This is a genomic window from Bacillus piscicola, assembly GCF_022458745.1.
GTDB classification, from domain to species: domain Bacteria; phylum Bacillota; class Bacilli; order Bacillales; family Marinococcaceae; genus Alteribacillus_A; species Alteribacillus_A piscicola.
The window spans coordinates 399,606-420,119 of record NZ_JAJJJF010000002.1 but is presented as its reverse complement, the minus strand read 5'-3'; the positions used below and the strand labels follow the sequence as shown (position 1 = coordinate 420,119).

General features: G+C 42.0%; 12 protein-coding genes. 9 read left to right on the top strand and 3 right to left on the bottom strand.

Features of this window, described 5'->3' with window-relative positions:
• Positions 1-153: 153 nt before the first annotated feature.
• Positions 154-942: an HAD family hydrolase gene (locus LOR49_RS06740; protein WP_240375505.1), complete on the bottom strand. Its 789-nt coding sequence runs from the start codon at positions 940-942 to the stop codon at positions 154-156.
• Positions 943-1,371: 429 nt separating this feature from the next.
• On the opposite strand from LOR49_RS06740, the gene LOR49_RS06735 reads away from it, so the two are divergent.
• The 7 genes from LOR49_RS06735 (at position 1,372) to LOR49_RS06705 (ending at position 15,716) form a co-directional block, all read left to right on the top strand.
• Complete coding sequence (locus LOR49_RS06735) at positions 1,372-4,209, top strand: 2-oxoglutarate dehydrogenase E1 component (RefSeq protein WP_240375504.1); 2,838 nt, start codon at positions 1,372-1,374, stop codon at positions 4,207-4,209.
• Between the two features lie 14 nt (positions 4,210-4,223).
• Positions 4,224-5,504 (top strand): 2-oxoglutarate dehydrogenase complex dihydrolipoyllysine-residue succinyltransferase, encoded by a 1,281-nt coding sequence (gene odhB / locus LOR49_RS06730; RefSeq protein ID WP_240375502.1) that lies wholly within the window; start codon positions 4,224-4,226, stop codon positions 5,502-5,504.
• Between the two features lie 176 nt (positions 5,505-5,680).
• Positions 5,681-9,187: a helicase-exonuclease AddAB subunit AddB gene (addB, locus tag LOR49_RS06725; protein ID WP_240375501.1), complete on the top strand. Its 3,507-nt coding sequence runs from the start codon at positions 5,681-5,683 to the stop codon at positions 9,185-9,187.
• Positions 9,177-12,854, top strand: a complete 3,678-nt coding sequence (addA, locus tag LOR49_RS06720) for a helicase-exonuclease AddAB subunit AddA (RefSeq protein WP_240375500.1) — start codon at positions 9,177-9,179, stop codon at positions 12,852-12,854. Before addB ends, addA begins: the two co-directional genes overlap by 11 nt.
• Positions 12,855-13,324: 470 nt before the next feature.
• A complete protein-coding gene (locus LOR49_RS06715) occupies positions 13,325-13,759 on the top strand; it encodes a hypothetical protein (protein WP_240375499.1) in 435 nt (144 codons plus the stop codon).
• 316 nt (positions 13,760-14,075) lie between these two features.
• Complete coding sequence (locus LOR49_RS06710; protein WP_240375498.1) at positions 14,076-14,564, top strand: hypothetical protein; 489 nt, start codon at positions 14,076-14,078, stop codon at positions 14,562-14,564.
• Between the two features lie 309 nt (positions 14,565-14,873).
• Entirely contained in the window at positions 14,874-15,716 is an 843-nt protein-coding gene (locus tag LOR49_RS06705) for a S1C family serine protease (protein ID WP_240375495.1), read from the top strand.
• 37 nt (positions 15,717-15,753) lie between these two features.
• Here LOR49_RS06705 and LOR49_RS06700 read toward each other — a convergent pair whose 3' ends face one another.
• Entirely contained in the window at positions 15,754-17,355 is a 1,602-nt protein-coding gene (locus tag LOR49_RS06700) for an ABC-F family ATP-binding cassette domain-containing protein (RefSeq protein ID WP_240375494.1), read from the bottom strand.
• Between the two features lie 77 nt (positions 17,356-17,432).
• Here LOR49_RS06700 and LOR49_RS06695 point away from each other — a divergent pair, with 77 nt between their 5' ends.
• Entirely contained in the window at positions 17,433-18,461 is a 1,029-nt protein-coding gene (locus tag LOR49_RS06695; RefSeq protein ID WP_240375493.1) for a TetR/AcrR family transcriptional regulator, read from the top strand.
• Position 18,462: 1 nt separating this feature from the next.
• Positions 18,463-19,914: an MDR family MFS transporter gene (locus LOR49_RS06690; RefSeq protein ID WP_240375492.1), complete on the top strand. Its 1,452-nt coding sequence runs from the start codon at positions 18,463-18,465 to the stop codon at positions 19,912-19,914.
• Here the strand turns inward: LOR49_RS06690 and LOR49_RS06685 are convergent.
• Positions 19,886-20,464 (bottom strand): molybdenum cofactor guanylyltransferase, encoded by a 579-nt coding sequence (locus tag LOR49_RS06685; protein WP_240375491.1) that lies wholly within the window; start codon positions 20,462-20,464, stop codon positions 19,886-19,888. The two genes, LOR49_RS06690 and LOR49_RS06685, sit on opposite strands and share 29 nt — an antisense overlap.
• Positions 20,465-20,514 lie beyond the last annotated feature (50 nt).

The window sequence follows — 20,514 nt, the reverse complement described above, 5'->3', positions numbered from 1 at the left end:
TAGATATACTTATTTTCACACAACACATACGTAATTTATCGAACAACATGTATAAAAATAACACTTTTTTAATAAAAATAAAAGCGGAAAATAAAAAATGGAATAAAAAAGAAAGAGATCTATTGTCTCTTTCTTTAAATTTCACGCACCGTACTAAAAATTACTTAACAAATCAAGAACGCCAGTTAAACTGCTTGCCTGCTTCGTATAAGATATGTCTGTTTGAGGATTCTGATCGTCACGGTTAATCCAAATGTTTTTAATACCTGTACGATTTGAGCCTAGAATGTCCGTCTTTAAATTGTCACCGATCATGATAGCCTCTTCTTTGTTAACGTCTAATAACCGAAGAGAATGTTCAAAGATAGAGGTGTCTGGTTTTCCAATCCCGAAAGCTCCTGAAATTACTATGTAATGAAAATAGGGGACTAACTGAGGCGTCATTTTAAGTTTCTCATGCTGTAAGGAAGGAGCCCCGTTTGTTAATAAAAGGAGTTGGTAATTTTCTTTTAGCTTCGCTAACACATCAAATGTATCCTCATAAAGGAAAGGCAGCCGACGGCGGTGATAACGAAATCGAGAAGCTAGTGATTTTCCAAGCTCTTGATCGTAAACCCCGTGATGTTCAAGAGCGTTCGTCCAAGAGTTTTTCTGGTAATCGTAGATCACAGCATGCATACGACGGAAGCCGATATTGATCTCATCCGTGAAATCTCCCCATAAACCTTCGAAAGGATTAATGCCGATTTTTTTCGTGAAGGGAAACACATCATAGCTGGAATATAGCTCGCGAGCCTTTTCGCGTACGGTTTTTTCAAAAGTATGATGGTTGATACCTGTTCGTTCTTCAGCTTCTAGACAGGTTGCTCTAAAAGATTCTTTCACACTTTTTTTGTCCCACAGCAACGTATCATCAAGATCAAATAGTATCGCTTTTATCATGAATAATTCTCCTTTCTATTACCACATCATATTATAACGTCAGAATTTGAATAAAGCATTAAAGAAAATAAACACAAAGCCTTTCATTATGGTGAATTTGTTGTACAATAACAGTTGAAGGCACAAATTCGTCACATTTCGCACGAGGCCTTTTTGATATGATGAAACGATTGTACTTGCTGTCTGTTTTTGAGAATAAATAAGCCAACATATATTGGCAAAGGGTTTTTTTGAGAACGTACTCGCATCGTGTTATTATAGTATGTGCACTCATTCTTTATATATAGTAAACAGATCAAGTACAAATCCTTGAGGGGAGTGGTTGGAAAATTACATCGCAGAGGGCATAGTTAGTTCGCTTAAATAAATGGATGGTACATAACTTTTTCAACCAGGATAAAATCACTTGCAGGTGGAGGTATAAACCAGATGAGCAGAAATTCAGCCAAGCATGAAGAGCCATGGCAAGAATTTTATGGTCCCAACCTTGGGTACTTGATGGACCTTTATGAACAATATAAAAATGACCCGGAATCCGTAGACAATGAAACGAGGCAATGGTTTGAACAATACGGAGCTCCCCTCGAGGAGAAACGGCATATAAATGGGGCCGCCCCGGCTGTGACAAGCGGGAAACCAGATGCATCCTTAGTCAGTAAAATTGCAGCTGCCGTAAAACTTGCTGAGAATATACGGATCCACGGTCATTTGTCTGCAGACATGAATCCGCTACAAGAACCGAGCGATGTAAGTTCATTTTTACAAATAAGTGAGTATGGGCTCACCGAAGCAGATTTAGAACAGCTTCCCGTGGATATCATTTGCCCTGACGCTCCTGATCATATAACGAATGGACTTGAAGCCATCAATCACTTGAAAGATATGCACACCAAATCAATTGCCTTTGAATTTGACCACGTCCATGATGTGGATGAACACCGGTGGTTGAATCGGCAAGTGGAATCTGGTGAGATATATAGCTCCTTGTCCGGAGAAAAACGAAGAAAATTATTACAAAGTTTGACAGAAGTAGAGAGTTTCGAGCAGTTTCTTCATAAAACATTCGTAGGCCAAAAGCGTTTCTCTATTGAAGGATTAGATACCCTGGTTCCAATGCTTGACGGCTTCGCGCAAAGCTCTATCCAATCCGGGGCACGAAATGTCATGATTGGCATGGCACACAGGGGACGACTGAGTGTCTTGGCCCATGTGCTGGGCAAGCCGTATGATTTAATCTTTTCCGAATTTCAACATGCCCCGAGTGAGAATCTGGTCCCATCCGAAGGTTCTGTCAACATTAACTATGGCTGGACCGGAGATGTGAAATATCATTTGGGTGCTCGTAAACGAATCGAACAAGATCAATTTGATGCGAAGATTACACTCGCTAACAATCCAAGTCATTTGGAATTTGTCAATCCTGTTGTCGAAGGATATGCGAGAGCTGCACAAGAAGATCGTTCTCAGGCAGGTTTTCCGCAACAGGACACGTCTAAATCGGTCGCTGTCCTCATTCATGGGGATGCTGCTTTTCCAGGAGAAGGCATTGTTACGGAAACGTTGAATATGAGTCGTATTAAAGGTTACCAAACTGGCGGCACCCTGCATATTATTGCGAATAACCAGCTTGGCTTTACTACCGATACTCATGATTCCAGATCGACAACGTATGCAAGCGACCCTGCAAAAGGTTTTGAAATACCGATTGTACACGTGAACGCAGATGATCCAGAATCCTGTATGGCTGCGATCCAACTTGCCTATGAATACCGCAACCGTTTTAACAAAGATTTTGTTATTGATCTAATCGGCTACAGAAGGTTTGGGCATAACGAGATGGATGAGCCGGCAGCAACACAGCCGCAGCTTTATGAGATTATCCGAAAGCATCCGACTGTCAGAGAGAGTTATTCCCAATCTCTTATGAAAGAAGGTCTGCTGACCGAAGAAGAAGTGAACGAGCTTCAAAAAGAAGTAAATAATAAGCTAAGAGAGCAATATGACAAAGTCTCTGAGTACGCTAAAACTAACACTGTTGCAAAAATAGTAATACCTGATGAGGTTGAGAAAAGGCTTCCGGTTATCGAAACGGGTTATGACGCATCCCAGTTAAAACAAATTAATGAAGAGTTATTAACCTGGCCTGAGGGCTTCAGTGTCTTCCCGAAATTACAGAAGATATTAGAGCGCAGGAAAGGTTCATTTGAAGAGAATGGAAAGATTGACTGGCCTCATGCTGAGACCTTGGCTTTTGCCTCGATTGTCTCGGACGGAACGCCGGTACGATTAACCGGGCAAGATTCACAAAGAGGTACATTCGCGCAGCGCCACATCGTTTTACATGATTACAAAAACGGTGATATTTATTCACCGCTCCATACGCTGTCCACGGCTAAAGCTTCTTTTGCCGTCCATAACAGCCCGCTTTCCGAGGCCTCTATCGTCGGTTTTGAATACGGTTATAACGTTCAAGCGGCAGATACGCTGGTGTTATGGGAAGCACAATTTGGAGATTTTGCAAACGCGGCGCAAGTTTTGTTTGACCAATTTATTTCAGCAGGACGGGCAAAATGGGGACAAAAATCTGGAATGGTATTACTTCTCCCACATGGGTATGAAGGGCAAGGCCCTGAACATTCGAGTGCAAGGCTCGAACGGTTTTTAGCGCTTTCGGCAGAAAATAACTGGAATGTCGCTTATCTATCAAGCTCTGCCCAATACTTCCATTTATTACGTCGTCAGGCTGCTATCCTCGGCTCGGAAGAGGTACGACCGCTCGTTCTTATGACACCAAAAAGTTTGCTGCGTAACCAAAATGTCGCCTCTGCTCCAGAAGAATTTTCGAACAATCGTTTTCACGCTGTATTAGAAGAACCGAAAACTGGGAAAACAGCAGATAAAGTGACCCGCCTTATATTTGCTACTGGAAAAATGGCGATGGATCTTCATGAAGCGGTGGATGAAGAGCAAACAGATTGGCTTCACATTGTTCGAATTGAAGAGTTGTATCCATTCCCAGAGCAAGAGATTAAGGACATCTTGGCAAGATACAAAAATGTAAAAGAATTTAAATGGGTACAAGAAGAACCTGAGAACATGGGAGCATGGAATTATTTGCAGCCGCTGCTTCGAAAAATTGCACCGGCTTCTGTGGAAACGAGCTATATTGGAAGACGTCGTCGCTCCAGTCCGTCTGAGGGAGATCCTACAGCCCATAAAGCGGAACAAAGTCGTATTATTAACGAAGCACTTTCAGGTAAAGAATAAGGAGGATTTTTTTCATGGCAGAGATTAAAGTACCAGAGCTTGCTGAATCTATTACAGAAGGTACGATAGCGGAATGGTTGAAGCAGCCCGGTGAACAAATTGAAAAAGGCGAGAATATCGCAGAACTTGAAACAGATAAAGTGAACGTTGAGATTGCCTCTGAAGAAGGCGGGGTTATTAAAGAACTGCTGAAGGAACCAGGGGATGTTGTAGAGGTGGGAGAAGTCATTGCCATCGTGGATGAAAGCGGTGAAGCCTCTACCCCGGCTGCAGCCGAGAAAAAGCCTGAAGAAGCCACTGCTGAGTCAGCACCAGCTCCAGAAGAGAAGCCTGCTGCTCAGAGTTCGGAAAAAGAGGAGGCAGCACCTCAAGCAGAAGAGTCTGAGCGACCGGTTGCTTCTCCTTCAGCAAGGAAGTTGGCGAGAGAAAAAGGACTCGACCTTACACAAGTCCCAACTAGAGATCCCCTCGGCCGCGTAAGAAAAGAAGATGTAGAAAACTATGAGACGAACAAAGCCGCAGCAGCAAAAAGCGCTGACAAGCCTGCGGAAAGCAAGAAAGGGACTCCGGTATCAAAAGATGAATTTGCCGGAAAACCAGTTATCCGCGAAAGAATGTCTCGTCGTCGTCAAACGATCGCGAATCGTCTCGTTGATGTTCAACAAACTGCTGCAATGCTCACTACCTTTAACGAGATCGACATGACGGCAGTTATGGATGTAAGAAAGCGTCGTAAAGAGTCTTTTCAAGAAATGCATGACGTACGTCTAGGCTTTATGTCCTTTTTCACTAAAGCGGTCATTGCTGCTTTGAAACAGTTCCCGCTCCTTAATGCTGAAATTCAAGGGAATGAACTTATTAAGAAGCAGTTTTACGACATTGGCATGGCAGTATCAACCGATGATGGATTAGTTGTTCCGGTTGTTCGCGATGCGGACAGAAAATCATTTGCCGAACTCGAACAGGAAGTCGTTAATCTTTCGAAGAAGGCGCGTGACAATAAATTGACACTAAATGATTTGCAAGGCGGATCATTTACGATTACAAATGGTGGCGTATTCGGCTCACTCTTGTCGACTCCGATTCTTAACGGTCCTCAAGTCGGGATCTTAGGAATGCATAAAATACAATGGCGTCCGGTAGCTATTGATCAAGAAAAAATGGAAAACCGTCCAATGATGTACGTTGCACTGTCTTATGACCACCGTATCGTGGATGGAAAAGAAGCCGTAAGTTTCCTTGTAAAACTAAAAGAACTGCTTGAAGACCCAGAATCACTTCTGCTAGAAGGATAACCTTACCTATATATGTAGAGAACCAGCTCATCTAATCAAACAGATGAGCTGGTTTTTTGCATGCCTTAGTTTCCAGCAGTCAAGTCTTTCACTTTATCCTCTCTTTCTATACAATAGAAAGAAAGAGCGAACATATGATTTCTAATAGAAAATGAACATACGGGGGAGGAGAGTCCATGAGGGCTGCCTTTTATTTAGGGAGAACGGGTACTGGTAAAACGCATAACATACAGGAGAACATTGTGGATAAACTAGCAGAGCGACCTGCTGATGCAAATTCTATTATTTATCTGGTACCGGACCAAATGACATTTCAAGCAGAACACCAATTGGTTGCAAAAACGAATACCGGGATAACAAGAGCGCATGTTTTAAGCTTTTCACGAATGGCATGGCGGGTTTTGAAAGAAACAGGCGGCATCACAAAAACGCAATTGCAAAGACACGGCGTGTATATGCTGCTTCGCAAAGTGCTCGAAGAGGAAAAGGATAACCTTCGTATCTATCAGAAAGTGATTGATAAACAAGGCTTTATCGAGCATTTCGAACACTTAGTCACCGAGTTAAAACAGCATATGGTGTCAACCGATTATTTCACTGAAAAATTATCTCATTTCGAAAATCAAACAATGAAAACAGCAGAAGAACAAATGCTGTCTGATAAATTGCATGATATCACCAGACTTTGGCAGCGAGTAGAAGATGCACTCGGCGACCGGTATGCCGGAAATGAGGATTATTTAGGGTTATTGGTAGAAAAAATACCCGAATCCGACATTCTGAAAGGAGCAGAAGTGTATGTGGATGGATTTCACTCCTTTACTCCACAAGAATTAAACGTTTTAGAAAGGCTGTTACAACAAACTAGCAAGATAACTTTTTCGCTTACAATCGATCGTCCATACGATGAAGATACCCCCCACCCATTAGATTTGTTTTATCAAACTGCCACCACTTACCGAAAGCTCAGGTCCTTGTGTGAAAATGTTGGGTGTGAAGTCGAGGACGTTGTGTTATTTGATCAAGCAGGCTATTCGAAAAGTCCAGCTCTCGCTCATATTGCCCGTTATTTTGAAAAACGACCACTGATGCCTGCCGACTCAAATGGAGATGTCACGATTCAAGCAGCAGTTAATCGAAGAACAGAAATTGAAGCAGCAGCCAGGTCCATTAGACAAAAAATTTACGAAGGGGAATGCCGGTTTAAAGATATAGCTGTCGTCACCCGTAATATGGAGGAGTATGCAGAAACAGTACGCACAACGTTCGCGGATTATGACATTCCCTTGTTTTTAGATCAGAAACGCCCGATGATTCATCATCCAGTTATCGAGTTTATCCGCTCCGTTTTAGAAACATTTGCGGAAAGATGGAGATACGAGCCGCTTTTCCGGGCATTAAAGACAGATATGCTATTTTCTATTGAAGAAGACTGGGAGTCAGCAAGAGAACAGGTGGATGTGTTAGAGAACTATTGTATTGCTTACGGTTTGAAAGAAAAACATTGGAAACAAAAGGAGCGTTGGACGTATCATTCGAAGCGTACTTCTGCCGGCGAAACAACCGCCAAGCAGCCACAAGACATTCAAATGGAACAAAAAATAAACCAATTGCGCGAAAAATTTGCTTCGGCTCTTTTGCGTTTTGAGAAGCGACTTAAGAAACAAAGTTCCATTCGCGGTTTTTGTACCGCTTTGTTTACATTTTTAGAAGAACAATACATTCCGGAAAAAATAGAGAAATTGCGTGACACAGCTGTGGAAAACAATGACGTGGAAGGCGCTCGGGAGCACGAACAAGTATGGGGGGCACTTGTAGAATTACTTGAACAAGCTGTAGAGATGGCAGGCGAAGAAGAAGTCTCTTTTACAACATTTCATCACATCATGGAAACCGGGTTAGAAACAATGAGCTTTCGGCTCGTACCGCCAGCCATTGATCAAGTTACATTTGCAGATATGGAGCGGTCACGGCTTGCGAATATCAAAGTTGTCTTTCTGCTTGGCGTCAATGAGGGAATTCTGCCCGCTTCGTTTGAAGAGGACGGAATGTTGAATGATCAAGAGCGGCAGTGGTTAGGGGCCGAAGGGATTGAACTTGCAGAGGATTCCAGTAGAAAGCTGTTGAATGAACAGTTTCTTATTTACCGGGCATTGAGCATTGCGAATGAAGAACTGCATATCAGTTATCCATTGGCTGATGAAGAAGGTAAGACGCTGCAGCCTTCTGTCTTGATCAAACAAGTGAAAGATATTTTTCCTGACATAGAGGAAAAGCTGCTTGTGAATGAACCGCAGGAATATCAAGATAACGACCAAGCTCAATTCGTTGGGCCTTATCGAAAAACGGTTTCCTTTCTCATTTATCAGCTGCAACAATGGAAAAGAGGGTATCCCATTTCCCCGATGTGGTGGGATGTCTATAACTGGTATGTCACAAATAATAAAACACCTTCTTTCGTGAACGCGATAGGGAGTTTATTTTATAAAAATGAACCGAAACGACTTTCAGCTGCCACAAGCAAGAGACTGTATGGGGATACGCTGAAAGCAAGTGTGTCTCGTATTGAGCAATTTGCTTCGTGTGCTTTTTCGCAGTTTGCGGCTTATGGGTTGCAGTTGCGAGAAAGAGATATCTATAAATTGGAAGCTCCGGATATTGGCCAGCTTTTCCATGCGGCTTTAAAAGATATGACCGAAAAATTAATGAAAAGCGGGAAGGACTGGGGCACCGTTACAACCGTGGAGTGTCAATCTACGGCTAAAGAATGTGTAGAAAAATACGTACCATTTATTCAGAGGAATATTTTGTTAAGCTCCAACAAATACAAATATTTACAGAAAAAATTGGAAGATACTGTCGTGCGAGCTGCCGAGATATTAAGCCGGCAAGCGAAAGCATCTGGTTTTTCGCCGATCGGCATTGAGCTTGGCTTCGGCAATGGTGCTGAATTACCCCCTTTACAGTTTCAGTTAGAAGACGGAACAAGAATGGAGCTTGCAGGCAGGATTGACAGAGTGGACCAAGCGTCTGGGGCGGACGGGGTATTTGTGAGGATTATTGATTATAAATCAAGTGCTAAAGATGTGAACTTAGCAGATATCTATTATGGACTTGCTTTACAAATGCTCGTCTATATGGATGTGATTTTATCGTTCGCGGAAGAGTGGATCGGGACAAAGGCGAAACCGGCAGGGGTTCTTTATTTTCATATTCATAATCCATTCATCCAAGCAAACCAGCACCTCGAAGCAGAAGAAATTGAAAAAGAACTGTTCAAGCGTTTCAAAATGAAAGGCTTACTGACCGCCAATGAAGAATCAATCCGGTTAATGGACAACACTCTCACAAACGGCCATTCGCAAATTGTACCAGCAGCGATACGGAAAGATGGAACATTTTATTCTCCTTCCGTCATGGAGGAAGATAACTTTAATGAACTCCGTCGTTACATCCGAAGCGTATTAGAAAAGACCGGATCCGCTATCATGGAAGGACAAACAGCTATTCAGCCTTACAAATATAAACAGCGGATTCCATGCACGTTCTGTTCTTTCCGCTCGATTTGCCAATTTGACACTGCTTTTGCCGCAAATGAGTATCGGGTGTTAACCACTGATGAAAAAGACATTGTTCAGCAGCTGTTTCAAAAAGAAGGGGGGAGGAGCGCAAATGACGATTAAACAAGTTCCAAAACCAGAACAAGTGCGGTGGACAGACAGTCAATGGGAAGCGATATCAAGTTCAGGAACGAACCTACTCGTCTCCGCTGCAGCTGGAAGTGGAAAGACAGCGGTTCTAGTAGAGAGAATTATTCACCGTATCACCAATGAGGAGAACCCATTGGATGTAGATGAACTTCTTATCGTTACGTTTACTAACGCCGCCGCAGCAGAAATGAAGAATCGTATTGCGGCAGCCATCGAAACGGAACTTGCTAAAAACCCGGAGTCTCTCCACTTAAGAAGGCAACTTGCTTTATTGAACCGCGCCCAGATTTCAACTCTCCATGCATTTTGCATGTCGGTCATTCGGAAATATTACTACTTGGCTGACATCGATCCTAACTTTCGAATCTTGCACGATGTAGAGGGAGAGTTGTTAAAAGAAGAAATACTGGAAGAAGTATTTGAAGAACAGTACAGTTTAGAGGATAACAGACGCTTTATAGATGCCGTAGATCGCTTCAGTAACGACCGTAGCGATGAGGGATTACGGAATCTTGTTCTGAAACTGTACCACTTTTCACGTTCCCATCCGGACCCGAATCGTTGGCTTATTGAAATGGCTGATACCTATTTGCTTGATAAAGAAACAACCGTTGATCAATTAACGTGGGGGAAAGAAATTTGGGAAGAGGCAAAGGTAAAAATCCAAGCAGCTTTGTTACAAGTAAAAGAAGCTAAAGCGGTTTGCCTTCTTGAAAATGGTCCATTTCCTTACCTGACTACTATAGAAGAAGACGAAAAAATGATAAAATCTATTTTTGATTCTTCCGACTGGGAAACGATGCATGCGCAGTTTAGCAGTTTAACATTTGGACGGTTAAAGACAATTAAGAAAAATGACCCCGTAGATAAATCCCTCAAGGAATATGTAAAAGAACAGCGGGATATCGTTAAAAAGGAAATGAATGAGTTAAAAAGTGAGACATTTTCACAGCCGCCTGCTGCGTATTTACAGGATGTTAAAAGCATGGCTGCGCCGATACAAACGCTTGTTGAAACAGTGCAATTATTTGCCGAGAGATACGAACAGCGTAAGACAGAAAAGACACTTGTTGATTTTTCGGATCTTGAACATATATCCTTGGCGTTACTAAAGCGAGATAATTCAGAAGCGGCGAAAGAATACCGTACACGTTTTCAGGAAATTCTTGTGGATGAATTTCAAGATATTAATCACACGCAAGAAGAAATACTCAAAACGATCGCGAATCACAACAATTTATTTCTTGTCGGGGACGTTAAACAAAGCATTTATCGTTTCCGCCTTGCGGAACCGGGTATCTTTTTGGATAAATATAAAAGTTACAATCGTGATGACGGAATTCCAGGATGGAAAATAAACTTAGACAAAAATTTCCGCAGTCGGAAAGATGTTTTGCACGCAGTGAATTTTATCTTTAAACAAGTGATGGATGAAGAAGCTGGGGAAATTGAGTATGATGAAGCTGCTGAATTAAAAGCAGGGAACCTGGACTATCCTGACTTTCAGAATGATACAGAATTAGTCGTTATAAATAAAGGAGAAGAGCGGTACGAAGCCGGGGAAGAAGCTGCAGAAGAAGTGGAGGAGATAGAAACAGCGCAACTGGAAGCGCGCTTTATGGCACGGCGTATTAAACAGCTGCTCGAAGACAAGCATCAAATAATGGATAAAGAAACGAAGCAAATGCGCCGGATAACGTTTCGGGATATTGTCATTTTAATGCGCTCTCTGTCAGCAACCCCCGCGATCGTGGATGAATTTAAAAAAGAAGGGCTTCCCGTCTATGCTGAATTAAACGAAGGGTATTTTGAGGCAGTGGAGATAAACATCATGCTGTCTCTCTTAAAAACCATCGACAACCCCTTCCAGGACATCCCGCTTGCAGCCGTGCTGCGCTCCCCAATCGTTGATATGAATGAGGAGGAACTTGCGCAAATTCGCTTAATGAATAAGGAAGGTTCGTTTTTTGAAGCGTTAAAAGAGGCGGTCGCAAAAGGACCGGCTTCCTCCTGGGTAGAAAAAGCGACGTCGTTTTACGGACGATTTTGCAAATGGCGGGATCGCGCCCGTAAGGAAGCTCTGTCGGATTTTTTATGGGATCTTATGCAGGAAACAGGTTATTATGATTTTGCCGGTGGGCTTCCTGGAGGAAAGCAAAGGCAGGCTAATTTATTAGCATTGTATGATCGTGCACGGTCTTATGAAAAAACCTCCTTTCGCGGCTTGTTTCGATTTTTGCGTTTTATAGAACGGATACAAGAGAGAGGAGACGACTTAGGAACTGCCCGGGCACTTGGGGAACAAGAAGATGTTATTCGAATGATGACGATTCATAAAAGCAAAGGACTTGAATTCCCGATCGTTTTCCTTGCCGGGCTAAACAAAAAATTTAACATGCAAGATGTCTATTCCCGGGTACTGTTTCATAAAAGTCTCGGTATCGGCACAAAGACGATTGATCCCGACACCCGAATCGTGAAAGATTCACTGCCTCAACTCGCTATTAAGAAGAAAACATACCGCGAACAATTAGCTGAAGAAATGCGAACTCTCTATGTCGCAATGACAAGGGCTAAAGAAAAGCTTATTTTAGTCGGAACGGTGAATAATCCCCAAAAGATGTTTGATAAATGGCAGCGCTCGTTTACTCATTCACAGCAGACTTTGCCCGTGATGGTAAGACTGAAAGCAAAGTCCTATGTAGATTGGATCGGGCCGGCTGTTTTCCGCCATTCGTCTGCAGACACGTTCGTGAAAACGGAAGAAACATGCGGGAATGTGGAACTACACTCTCATCCTTCCAAGTGGATGATTAATGTGGTCGAAAAGTCTTCTTTGCAAGAAGTGGAAGTAGAACAGCAAGCCGAGGATTCAGAAAAAGAAGTCGCATTAAAGCAAGTAAATCCTATTCTAGAAGATCACGGATATACCGATGAAATGGAAAAGAAACTAAATTGGTTATACCCCTTTCAAGATTCGGTAGCCACGCGTTCCAAGCAAACGGTAAGTGAATATAAACGTCACTTTCAGGATGAATATAGTGAACCGGCATTTCCTTTCTCATTTACTTCCTCTTATGCAGAAAGACCAATGTTCTTGCAAGAGGAAACAGTCAACCCTGCGGAAAGGGGAACGGCCGTACACACTCTTTTAGAACACATACCGCTCGATATTGTACATTCTTCTGAAAGAGTCGAATCGTTTATCTACGCTCTCGTCGATAAAGAGCTATTAACTTCCGTGCAGGCACAATTAATTAATGTTCAAGAAGTGTTAGCGTTTTTTAACTCTGAAATCGGACGCAGACTGAAAGAAGCACAGGAAGTGTATCGAGAATTGCCGTTCAGCTATGGCAAAGAAATTACAAGTGGTACGCAAGATTTCATATTAATACAAGGGACAGTTGATTGTGTTTTCCGCGATGGAGACGGAAAGCTTGTGCTGATTGATTATAAAACGGACGCTTTTAGAAGCAGGTTTCCTGCTAATTTGGAAAAAGCTGTTGATATGATGCGAAACCGTTACCAGAAACAAATTGATATGTACGGTGAAGCACTGTCTTCCATTTGGCAAGAACCGATAAGAGAAGCTTATTTATATGCATTTGACGGAGGCTTTGTCATAGACATGGTGAATTAGAATGGTCTTTATTTCACTGTTGCGCAGTCTGACAAACTTTTTTTAAAATCTCTTCTCAAAACGAAAGTACATCCTTTCTTTCTGTCCTTTCCTTACTCGGGAAAACCGCCTCTGGTTTTCCCGTAAATTTGATTATTATTTCTGTGAACAGCATATAATAGGAGAACATAAAAAAGTTTTAGAAGATGTCTATTAGGGTATAGAACTATTACGTCTCTGATGAGTGGGACCACCCCTTTTCTTCACATATTATTCATTGACAATGACGCTTTCTTGGGGTAATATTTAGAATACGGTAAATATCGTCTCATCTTAATTTGTGATAAAAGTTTGAATTTTCATTCTATTAATAGACAGCTTTTACCGTACATGTTATAGTTATTATTGACAGTGTATTTCTACATGACCATGAACCTTGAAGGAGATGATTCATGAGACGGTGTAGATAAAAATTTAAGGAGGGGATTTCATTGCCTGTTACTGAAAATAAGGAAACTTTGGTTCAAACAAAAGCAAAGGAACTCTGCAGCGCAATGGAGCTCAAAGGTTGGGCAAGTACAAAGTTTGTACCAACACCGCCTTACGGGTTAACGCTGATGAGTATAACAGGATGTCGTGCGTGGTTTGGGAAACGGTGGGGTATGATCTGTGATGACATGGACGACCATCTGAAGCTAATTCTGGATATTCCTAATGGTAAAATGACATTAGAAGAACTTAGTGAAAGATTGAATTTGCCAATTGTGACCGGAAATGAAGGCAAGAGCGGCATTGAGCTTATCGATAACCGTGACCGTGACACGATTGTTGTATATTTGTTCACAGACGAGTTAAAGTCTATTACCTTTCGTGACAGTGAAGTGATTGAATTTATTGGAGAAGTTAGACGGATATCCTGCCTGTAATCTGAATAGGAGAACCACCATGGCGTCACCCTCTTTTGGGTGCGCTTTTATTTTTTCTGTTTTTTTCTGTTTGGAATTTTCAACAAAAGGGAAGATGGAAAACAAAACGAAGTAGTAAAAAGAAAGAATGCGTATACTTGTCCTATTTTACACATAGACAAGTAATAGTAGCTTTGATCTTTTTTGTGAAAAGAGTTTTGGGCGAAATGGTGTCCGCTACTGCGGAATGAATGCGTAAAAGGGAATTAGCATTTGCGTTTGTGCTTTCTTATGATACACTATCTAAAACATGAAAAAAGGAAAGACGGGGTGCGGTATGAAGGCGTATCGTCGTAAATTTTACTATTTGGGTTCGAATCACCGAAAAATGGAACCGATTAGTATGGATCGTATTCGGCAAGCAGGCTTTGACGTTAACGTTCTAAAAAAAGATTTGCCATACTTTATTAGCTTTTGCCGTGAATGGCGCTCGTTTTTTAATAATGAAGCTAAAAACATGCATCCGCTTTATCGTCCGTATATTGAAGAAGCTGCAGCTTTTTTCGATGAGCAGATAGAGCAAATGACGCTTTGCACAGCCCCGCAATACGATTCCGATTCGTATATTGTTCCCTTTACGGAATTGGTGTCTGCCTTAATGCTTGCTTATAATGCGTTTGACCGTGTGCTTGATGTGTACCAGAGCATGCCGGTTCATTTTGATAAAGCTCTCACCTATTACCGCCAGTTCAATGTATATTCAGACGTCGATAAGGCGCAATTTATTTTAAACCATTTACCGGACTTAAGATTAAGTATCGAATGACAGGGGCAGGGTTATTTGCTCTTATTAATTGAGAAAATAGTAAATATATAAGGAAAAAAGTTCTGAAATGTAGTTTTCAGGGCTTTTTTTATTTTGGAGCTCTCTGTTATAGTCGACTCACCGAAACAGAAAAAATGGTGTTCACTGGAGAAGGACACTACTTGCTGCTGTTTGGAATGGAACGATAAAGCGCGAAAAACGTTTGCTGTACAATTGTTATATTTATATAGTTGATAAAATATAACAAGAAAATAATCAGCTGTAGTATAGTATAGAAGGGAGTCACCTTAGGTAAAGGAGCTATCCGGCATGACAGATAAAAATAGAACAGATCATTTATATGATGAACAATACGAAGATCTTTCCTATGAAGAATTTCAGGAGTTAGTAGCAGAAGAGGCCGCTGAAGATGGCGATAAATCAAAGAAGAAGGAAACAAAAAGGAAAAAACCCCGTTGGAGCATCCGGATCATTGCTGTTTTTATTTCGTTAATCATGGTATTTCAGGCAGCGTCTATGTTATTTGATACGTTTCGTCTTGATGCTTTAGAATTTTTGCAGACTTCGTACCGCTTGTCGCAAAATGAGACCATTCAACAATGGAAAGAGGCGGTAGTAACGATTAGTGGAGAAGGACCAGAGGGTAGCTCAAAGGGAACCGGCTTTTTTATTAATAAAGAAGGGTATCTACTGACAAATCATCACGTCATTGAAGATCATTATTCAATAGGTGTTACTACCGAGAAAGGGGATGTATTGAAAGGAGAAGTGCTTGCCAGTAATGCTGACCAAGACCTTGCACTTGTGAAAGTAGAAGGAGATCAACCTTATCCTTATCTACCTATAGAAGAGAAAGCGAGCGAAGCGGGAGAGCATATCTATGTCATAGGTAACCCACTCTCTTTTACAAAGATTGCCAATGAAGGCACGGTATTAAAAAAGCAATTAACTAACGGAAGGGCTTTAGGGATTTCTGCGCCGATTTATCGAGGGAATAGTGGGAGTCCGGTCATTTCAGAACAAGGGAAGGTGATTGGCGTCGTCTATGCCAAGAGAAAACTTGCCCGCCCAAATCGTCAAGAATCCATTGGACTCGCAGTACCATTAGCAGAAGTGAACCAATTTTTAGAAGAAGAGTTGCCGGATGAATAAAGGAGCTGTCCCGTATGTGAAGGACAGCTCCTATCTTTTATTGCTTTTGAAGTTTGTATTCCTGAATATATTCATCATATGCCATCTGTTTATCTATTAGACCGTCAGGAGTGAATTCCATAATCCGGTTCGCGATTGTTTGAATGAACTCGTGGTCATGCGATGAAAATAAGATAGAACCATTGAAATCAATTAAGCCGTTATTCAATGCAGTGATAGATTCCAAATCGAGATGGTTGGTCGGTTCGTCAAGAATAAGAACGTTTGCACCACTTAACATCATTTTGGAAAGCATGCAGCGAACCTTCTCACCGCCGGACAATACACTTGCTTTTTTAAATACAGAGTCACCAGAGAACAGCATCCGGCCGAGGAAACCGCGGATAAACGTATCTGTCTGGTCCTCCGGAGAGTACTGACGCAGCCATTCCAGGAGATTTAAATCGACACCTTCAAAGTAACGGGAATTGTCTTTTGGAAAATAAGATTGGGAAGTAGTCAATCCCCATTTATAAGAACCGCTATCGGGCTCTATTTCTCCGCTTAAGATTTGAAAAAGTGTCGTCTTCGCGACTTCCTGATCTCCGACAAATGCTGCTTTTTCGCCGCTGTTTAATGTGAAACTGACATTATCAAGCACTTTTACCCCGTCTATCGTTTTTGTTAAACCTTCCACTGTCAATAAATCTTTACCAAGCTCCCGATCCGGTTTAAATTGCACGAAAGGATAGCGTCGGGAAGACGGCTTTATATCGTCAAGTGAAATTTTCTCCAACGTTTTTTTACGCGAAGTGGCTTGCTTCGACTTGGAGGCATTTGCACTAAAACGGGCAATGAAATCTTTCAGCTCTTTAATTTTCTCTTCTTTTTTACGGTTGGATTCTTTAGCCATTTTCTGAGCAAGCTGGCTTGATTCATACCAGAAGTCATAATTTCCGACATAAAGTTCAATCTTGCCATAATCAAGATCGGCAATATGCGTACATACTTGGTTAAGAAAATGACGGTCGTGCGAAACGACGATAACCGTATTCTCAAAGTTAATTAAAAACTCTTCCAGCCACTGGACAGCTTCAATATCAAGGTGGTTGGTCGGCTCATCCATCAACAGAATATCAGGAGAACCGAATAAGGCTTGCGCAAGCAGCACTTTGACCTTGCCTGAACCTGTTAGCTCTGCCATCTTCTTCTCGTGATGTTCTTCAGCGATGCCGAGACCTTGTAAGAGCTGGGCGGCTTCCGTCTCTGCTTCATACCCGTTCATCTCTGCGAACTCACCCTCGAGCTCAGCCGCTTTGATGCCGTCTTCATCGGAAAAATCAGGTTTCATATAAATGGCGTCTTTTTCTTTCATAACCTCATACAAGCGGGCATATCCCATCATGACAACATCAAGAACACGTTCTTCTTCATACGCAAAATGATCCTGCTTTAAAACGGCGAGCCGCCGTCCTTTTTCAATATGGATATTTCCGGTTTGTGATTCGGTTTCTCCGGATAAGATTTTTAAAAAAGTAGATTTCCCCGCACCGTTTGCGCCGATTAAACCGTAACAGTTGCCGGGGGTGAATTTAATATTAACGTCTTCAAACAGTTTTTTATCACCGTATCGAAGCCCCACGTTTTGGCAAGTAATCATGTACATTCATCCTTTTCAGTAAGCTATCGTCATCATATCATATTCGCACGATAAGAACGAAGGATTCTCTATAAATAATGAAGCAAATTAATACTTTGACAAATAGGGAGGTACTATATAGAATAGATAAAGTGAAAAAACCGAACGGTTCTGTAATGACTAAATGGTCATGGATAGCGAGGGATAAAACGGCCATGGAGAAACAGGAAAGTATTATTTTAGCTGCGCTGAAACTTTTTTCTGAAAAAGGATATTTCTCTACATCCGTTCAGGACATAGCGACCTATTGCGGCATTTCGAAAGGAAGCTTTTATAAATACTTTAAATCAAAAGAGGACTTATTAATTGAAGTATTCCGCTATAACCATAACCAGATGCTTATACGGGTACAACAAATAAAAAGAAACAACTCATTATCGTCAAAAGAGAAACTGGTTCAATTTATTACGATAGGGTTGGAGAGATTTAATAAAAACCGGGAACTTTTTTTGTTGCTGCAAAAAGTAGTTCCTGCCCAAGAAAATAATAAATTTGTCACCCTTATGAAGAAAACAAAGGCAACGATGATTAGCTGGAACAAAGATTGGCTTTTAAATGTGTATGGTGAAACGATTTCTGCCCATGTATGGGATCTTGTGTTGATGTCACAAGGAATGATGAAGGAATATGTGATGCTGCTGCGTGAAAACAATAAACCATGTGATACAGAGCGGGCGGCAAATATCATTGTTTCTCGTTTGGATTTGTTGGCTCATCATGTTGATAAGTTCGACCCATTGCTGCCTGCAGATATGATGGAAGACTATGAACGTTTCGCTGAGAACACTGTCCCGAAAACAAAAGAAGAGGAACGTCATGACTGGCTGCTCCATGTGAAAGCTGAGATACAGAGGCAGCCACTCAGCACGGAATCCAAAAACGAAGCGATGGATACTGTCAAGATGCTCGAGGAAGAATTGGCAAGCGAAGCCCCCCGGCCATTTCTTTTGAAATCGCTAATCGCGTTCTTAAAAGAAAGTATTATTCTTGATGACAGTCTTGCGATGCTGGAAAGTTTTGCTGAAGAGCATGTGTATCCAACAATATTAAGAAAAGAAGGCGTATAAAATGGGGAACCCAAATATAGAATCACCAAACGGAGATATTAAGAAAATACCACTTATGGCGGTTCTATTGGTCGGTGCGTTTGTCGCTATTTTAAACCAGACTTTACTTGCGACCGCGATCCCGCCGATTATGGAAGACTTGCACATTAGCGCGAATACAGCTCAGTGGCTGACGACCATTTTTATGCTAGTTAACGGGATTATGATCCCGATCACTGCATTTCTAGTGGAGTCGTTTACGACCAGAAAGCTTTATATCAGCGCCATTAGTTTGTTTGCAGTAGGAACGCTTATTTGCGCGGTTTCCCCTTCCTTTTCTATCTTAATGGTGGGGAGAATTGTGCAAGCTGCAGGGGCGGGGGTAATGATGCCTCTGATGCAAACAATCGTACTACTTGTTTTCCCGATAGAAAAACGAGGTCAGGCGATGGGGTTTATGGGGCTTGTCATTTCATTTGCGCCCGCTATCGGCCCGACTCTTTCTGGTTATTTGGTAGATCATTACCACTGGAAAGTATTATTTTATGTGGTGCTTCCAATTGCTGTGATCGATATTATTTTTGCTTATTTTGTCCTAAAAAATGTAACTGAGTTAAAATATCCGAAGGTGGACGTTCTGTCCATTATTTTGTCAACACTAGGCTTTGGCGGCGTTCTATATGGATTTAGCAGTGCCGGCGGAATGGGTTGGACTAGTAATACTGTCATGATTACGATGGCTGTAGGTTTAATCAGCTTACTCTTTTTCTCGCTGCGCCAGCTGAAGTTGAAACAGCCAATGCTAGAGTTGCGGGTGTTAAAGTACACCGGTTTTACATTGTGCACGATCATCGGTATGCTCGTTTTTATGACAATGATCGGAGGCGCAACGATCATGCCGATTTATATGCAGGATATGCGGCATTTCAGTGCTACTCAATCAGGGTTGATGATGCTTCCCGGCGCGTTGTTAATGGGAATTATGTCGCCGGTTACCGGGAGAATCTTTGATAAAATCGGAGCAAAATGGCTTGCTTTAACCGGGCTGGGGTTAATGAGCATTACGAACCTTGCGTATACGGGGCTTTCAACTGACACATCGTTTGTTTTTTTAACCATCATTTATTTACTGCGTATGGTCGGTACTGCTATGGTGATGATGCCGATTACGACTGCAGGGTTAAACGCGCTGCCGAAAAACTTGATCCCGCACGGAACGGCTGTAAATAACACATTGCGGCAAGTGTCTGGTTCGATCGGCACAGCACTACTTGTTACCGTGATGACAACAATGGCGATCAAGCCGGAAGCTGCCGAAAATGTGGCGCAGGGTGCCATTCACGGAGTAAATATGTCCTTCTGGGCAGCCCTTGTATTCGGCGTAATTGGGTTTGTGTTATCGTTCTTTATTAAGCAGAATTATGCCCCGCCAAAAAAGGCGAAACTCAAAACTTCCAGTCTTCCGGATAATTAATATTAGTAAAGTCAGATTGATCTTCTTCAAAGTATACGTCCTGATAGTGGATAGACTGTATGAGCGGATACATGCTCCGCTTGTTCTGATCCAGCAGCTTCTCGATTATCTCCAGATTTCGGGTATGATAGACGCCGTGAAGAGGCTGGAGTTTCGTGCCACTTTTTGGTATGAATGCATCCCAAGCAGGGGGTTGGTGATTCAGCATGTTGGATATCATCGTTTTGACAAACTCTGATGTAATAAAGGGAGTGTCGGAAGGAAGTAAGAAAATCCAATCCGCCTGATCTTGGAGCGCACGAAGCGCCCATGCAAGACCGTACAACGGCCCTTCATGCTGGCATTCTTCTACAAGAATGCCAACTTTCCTTTGGTCAAAAGAAGGTGCAAGTTCCTTATTAGTGGAAATATAAATGTTTTGGATACCTGCTTTATCAAAAGCATTGACACTGTGCTCATAGAAGGGGAGCTCTTTATACGTTTCAAACATTTTTAGTTTGCCGTAACGGGAAGATTTTCCACCCGCCAGCACAACACCCGTTATCTTCATTTCATGTGACCTCCTTGCAAGCGAAAAATCGTAAATTGAAAACTCCCTCT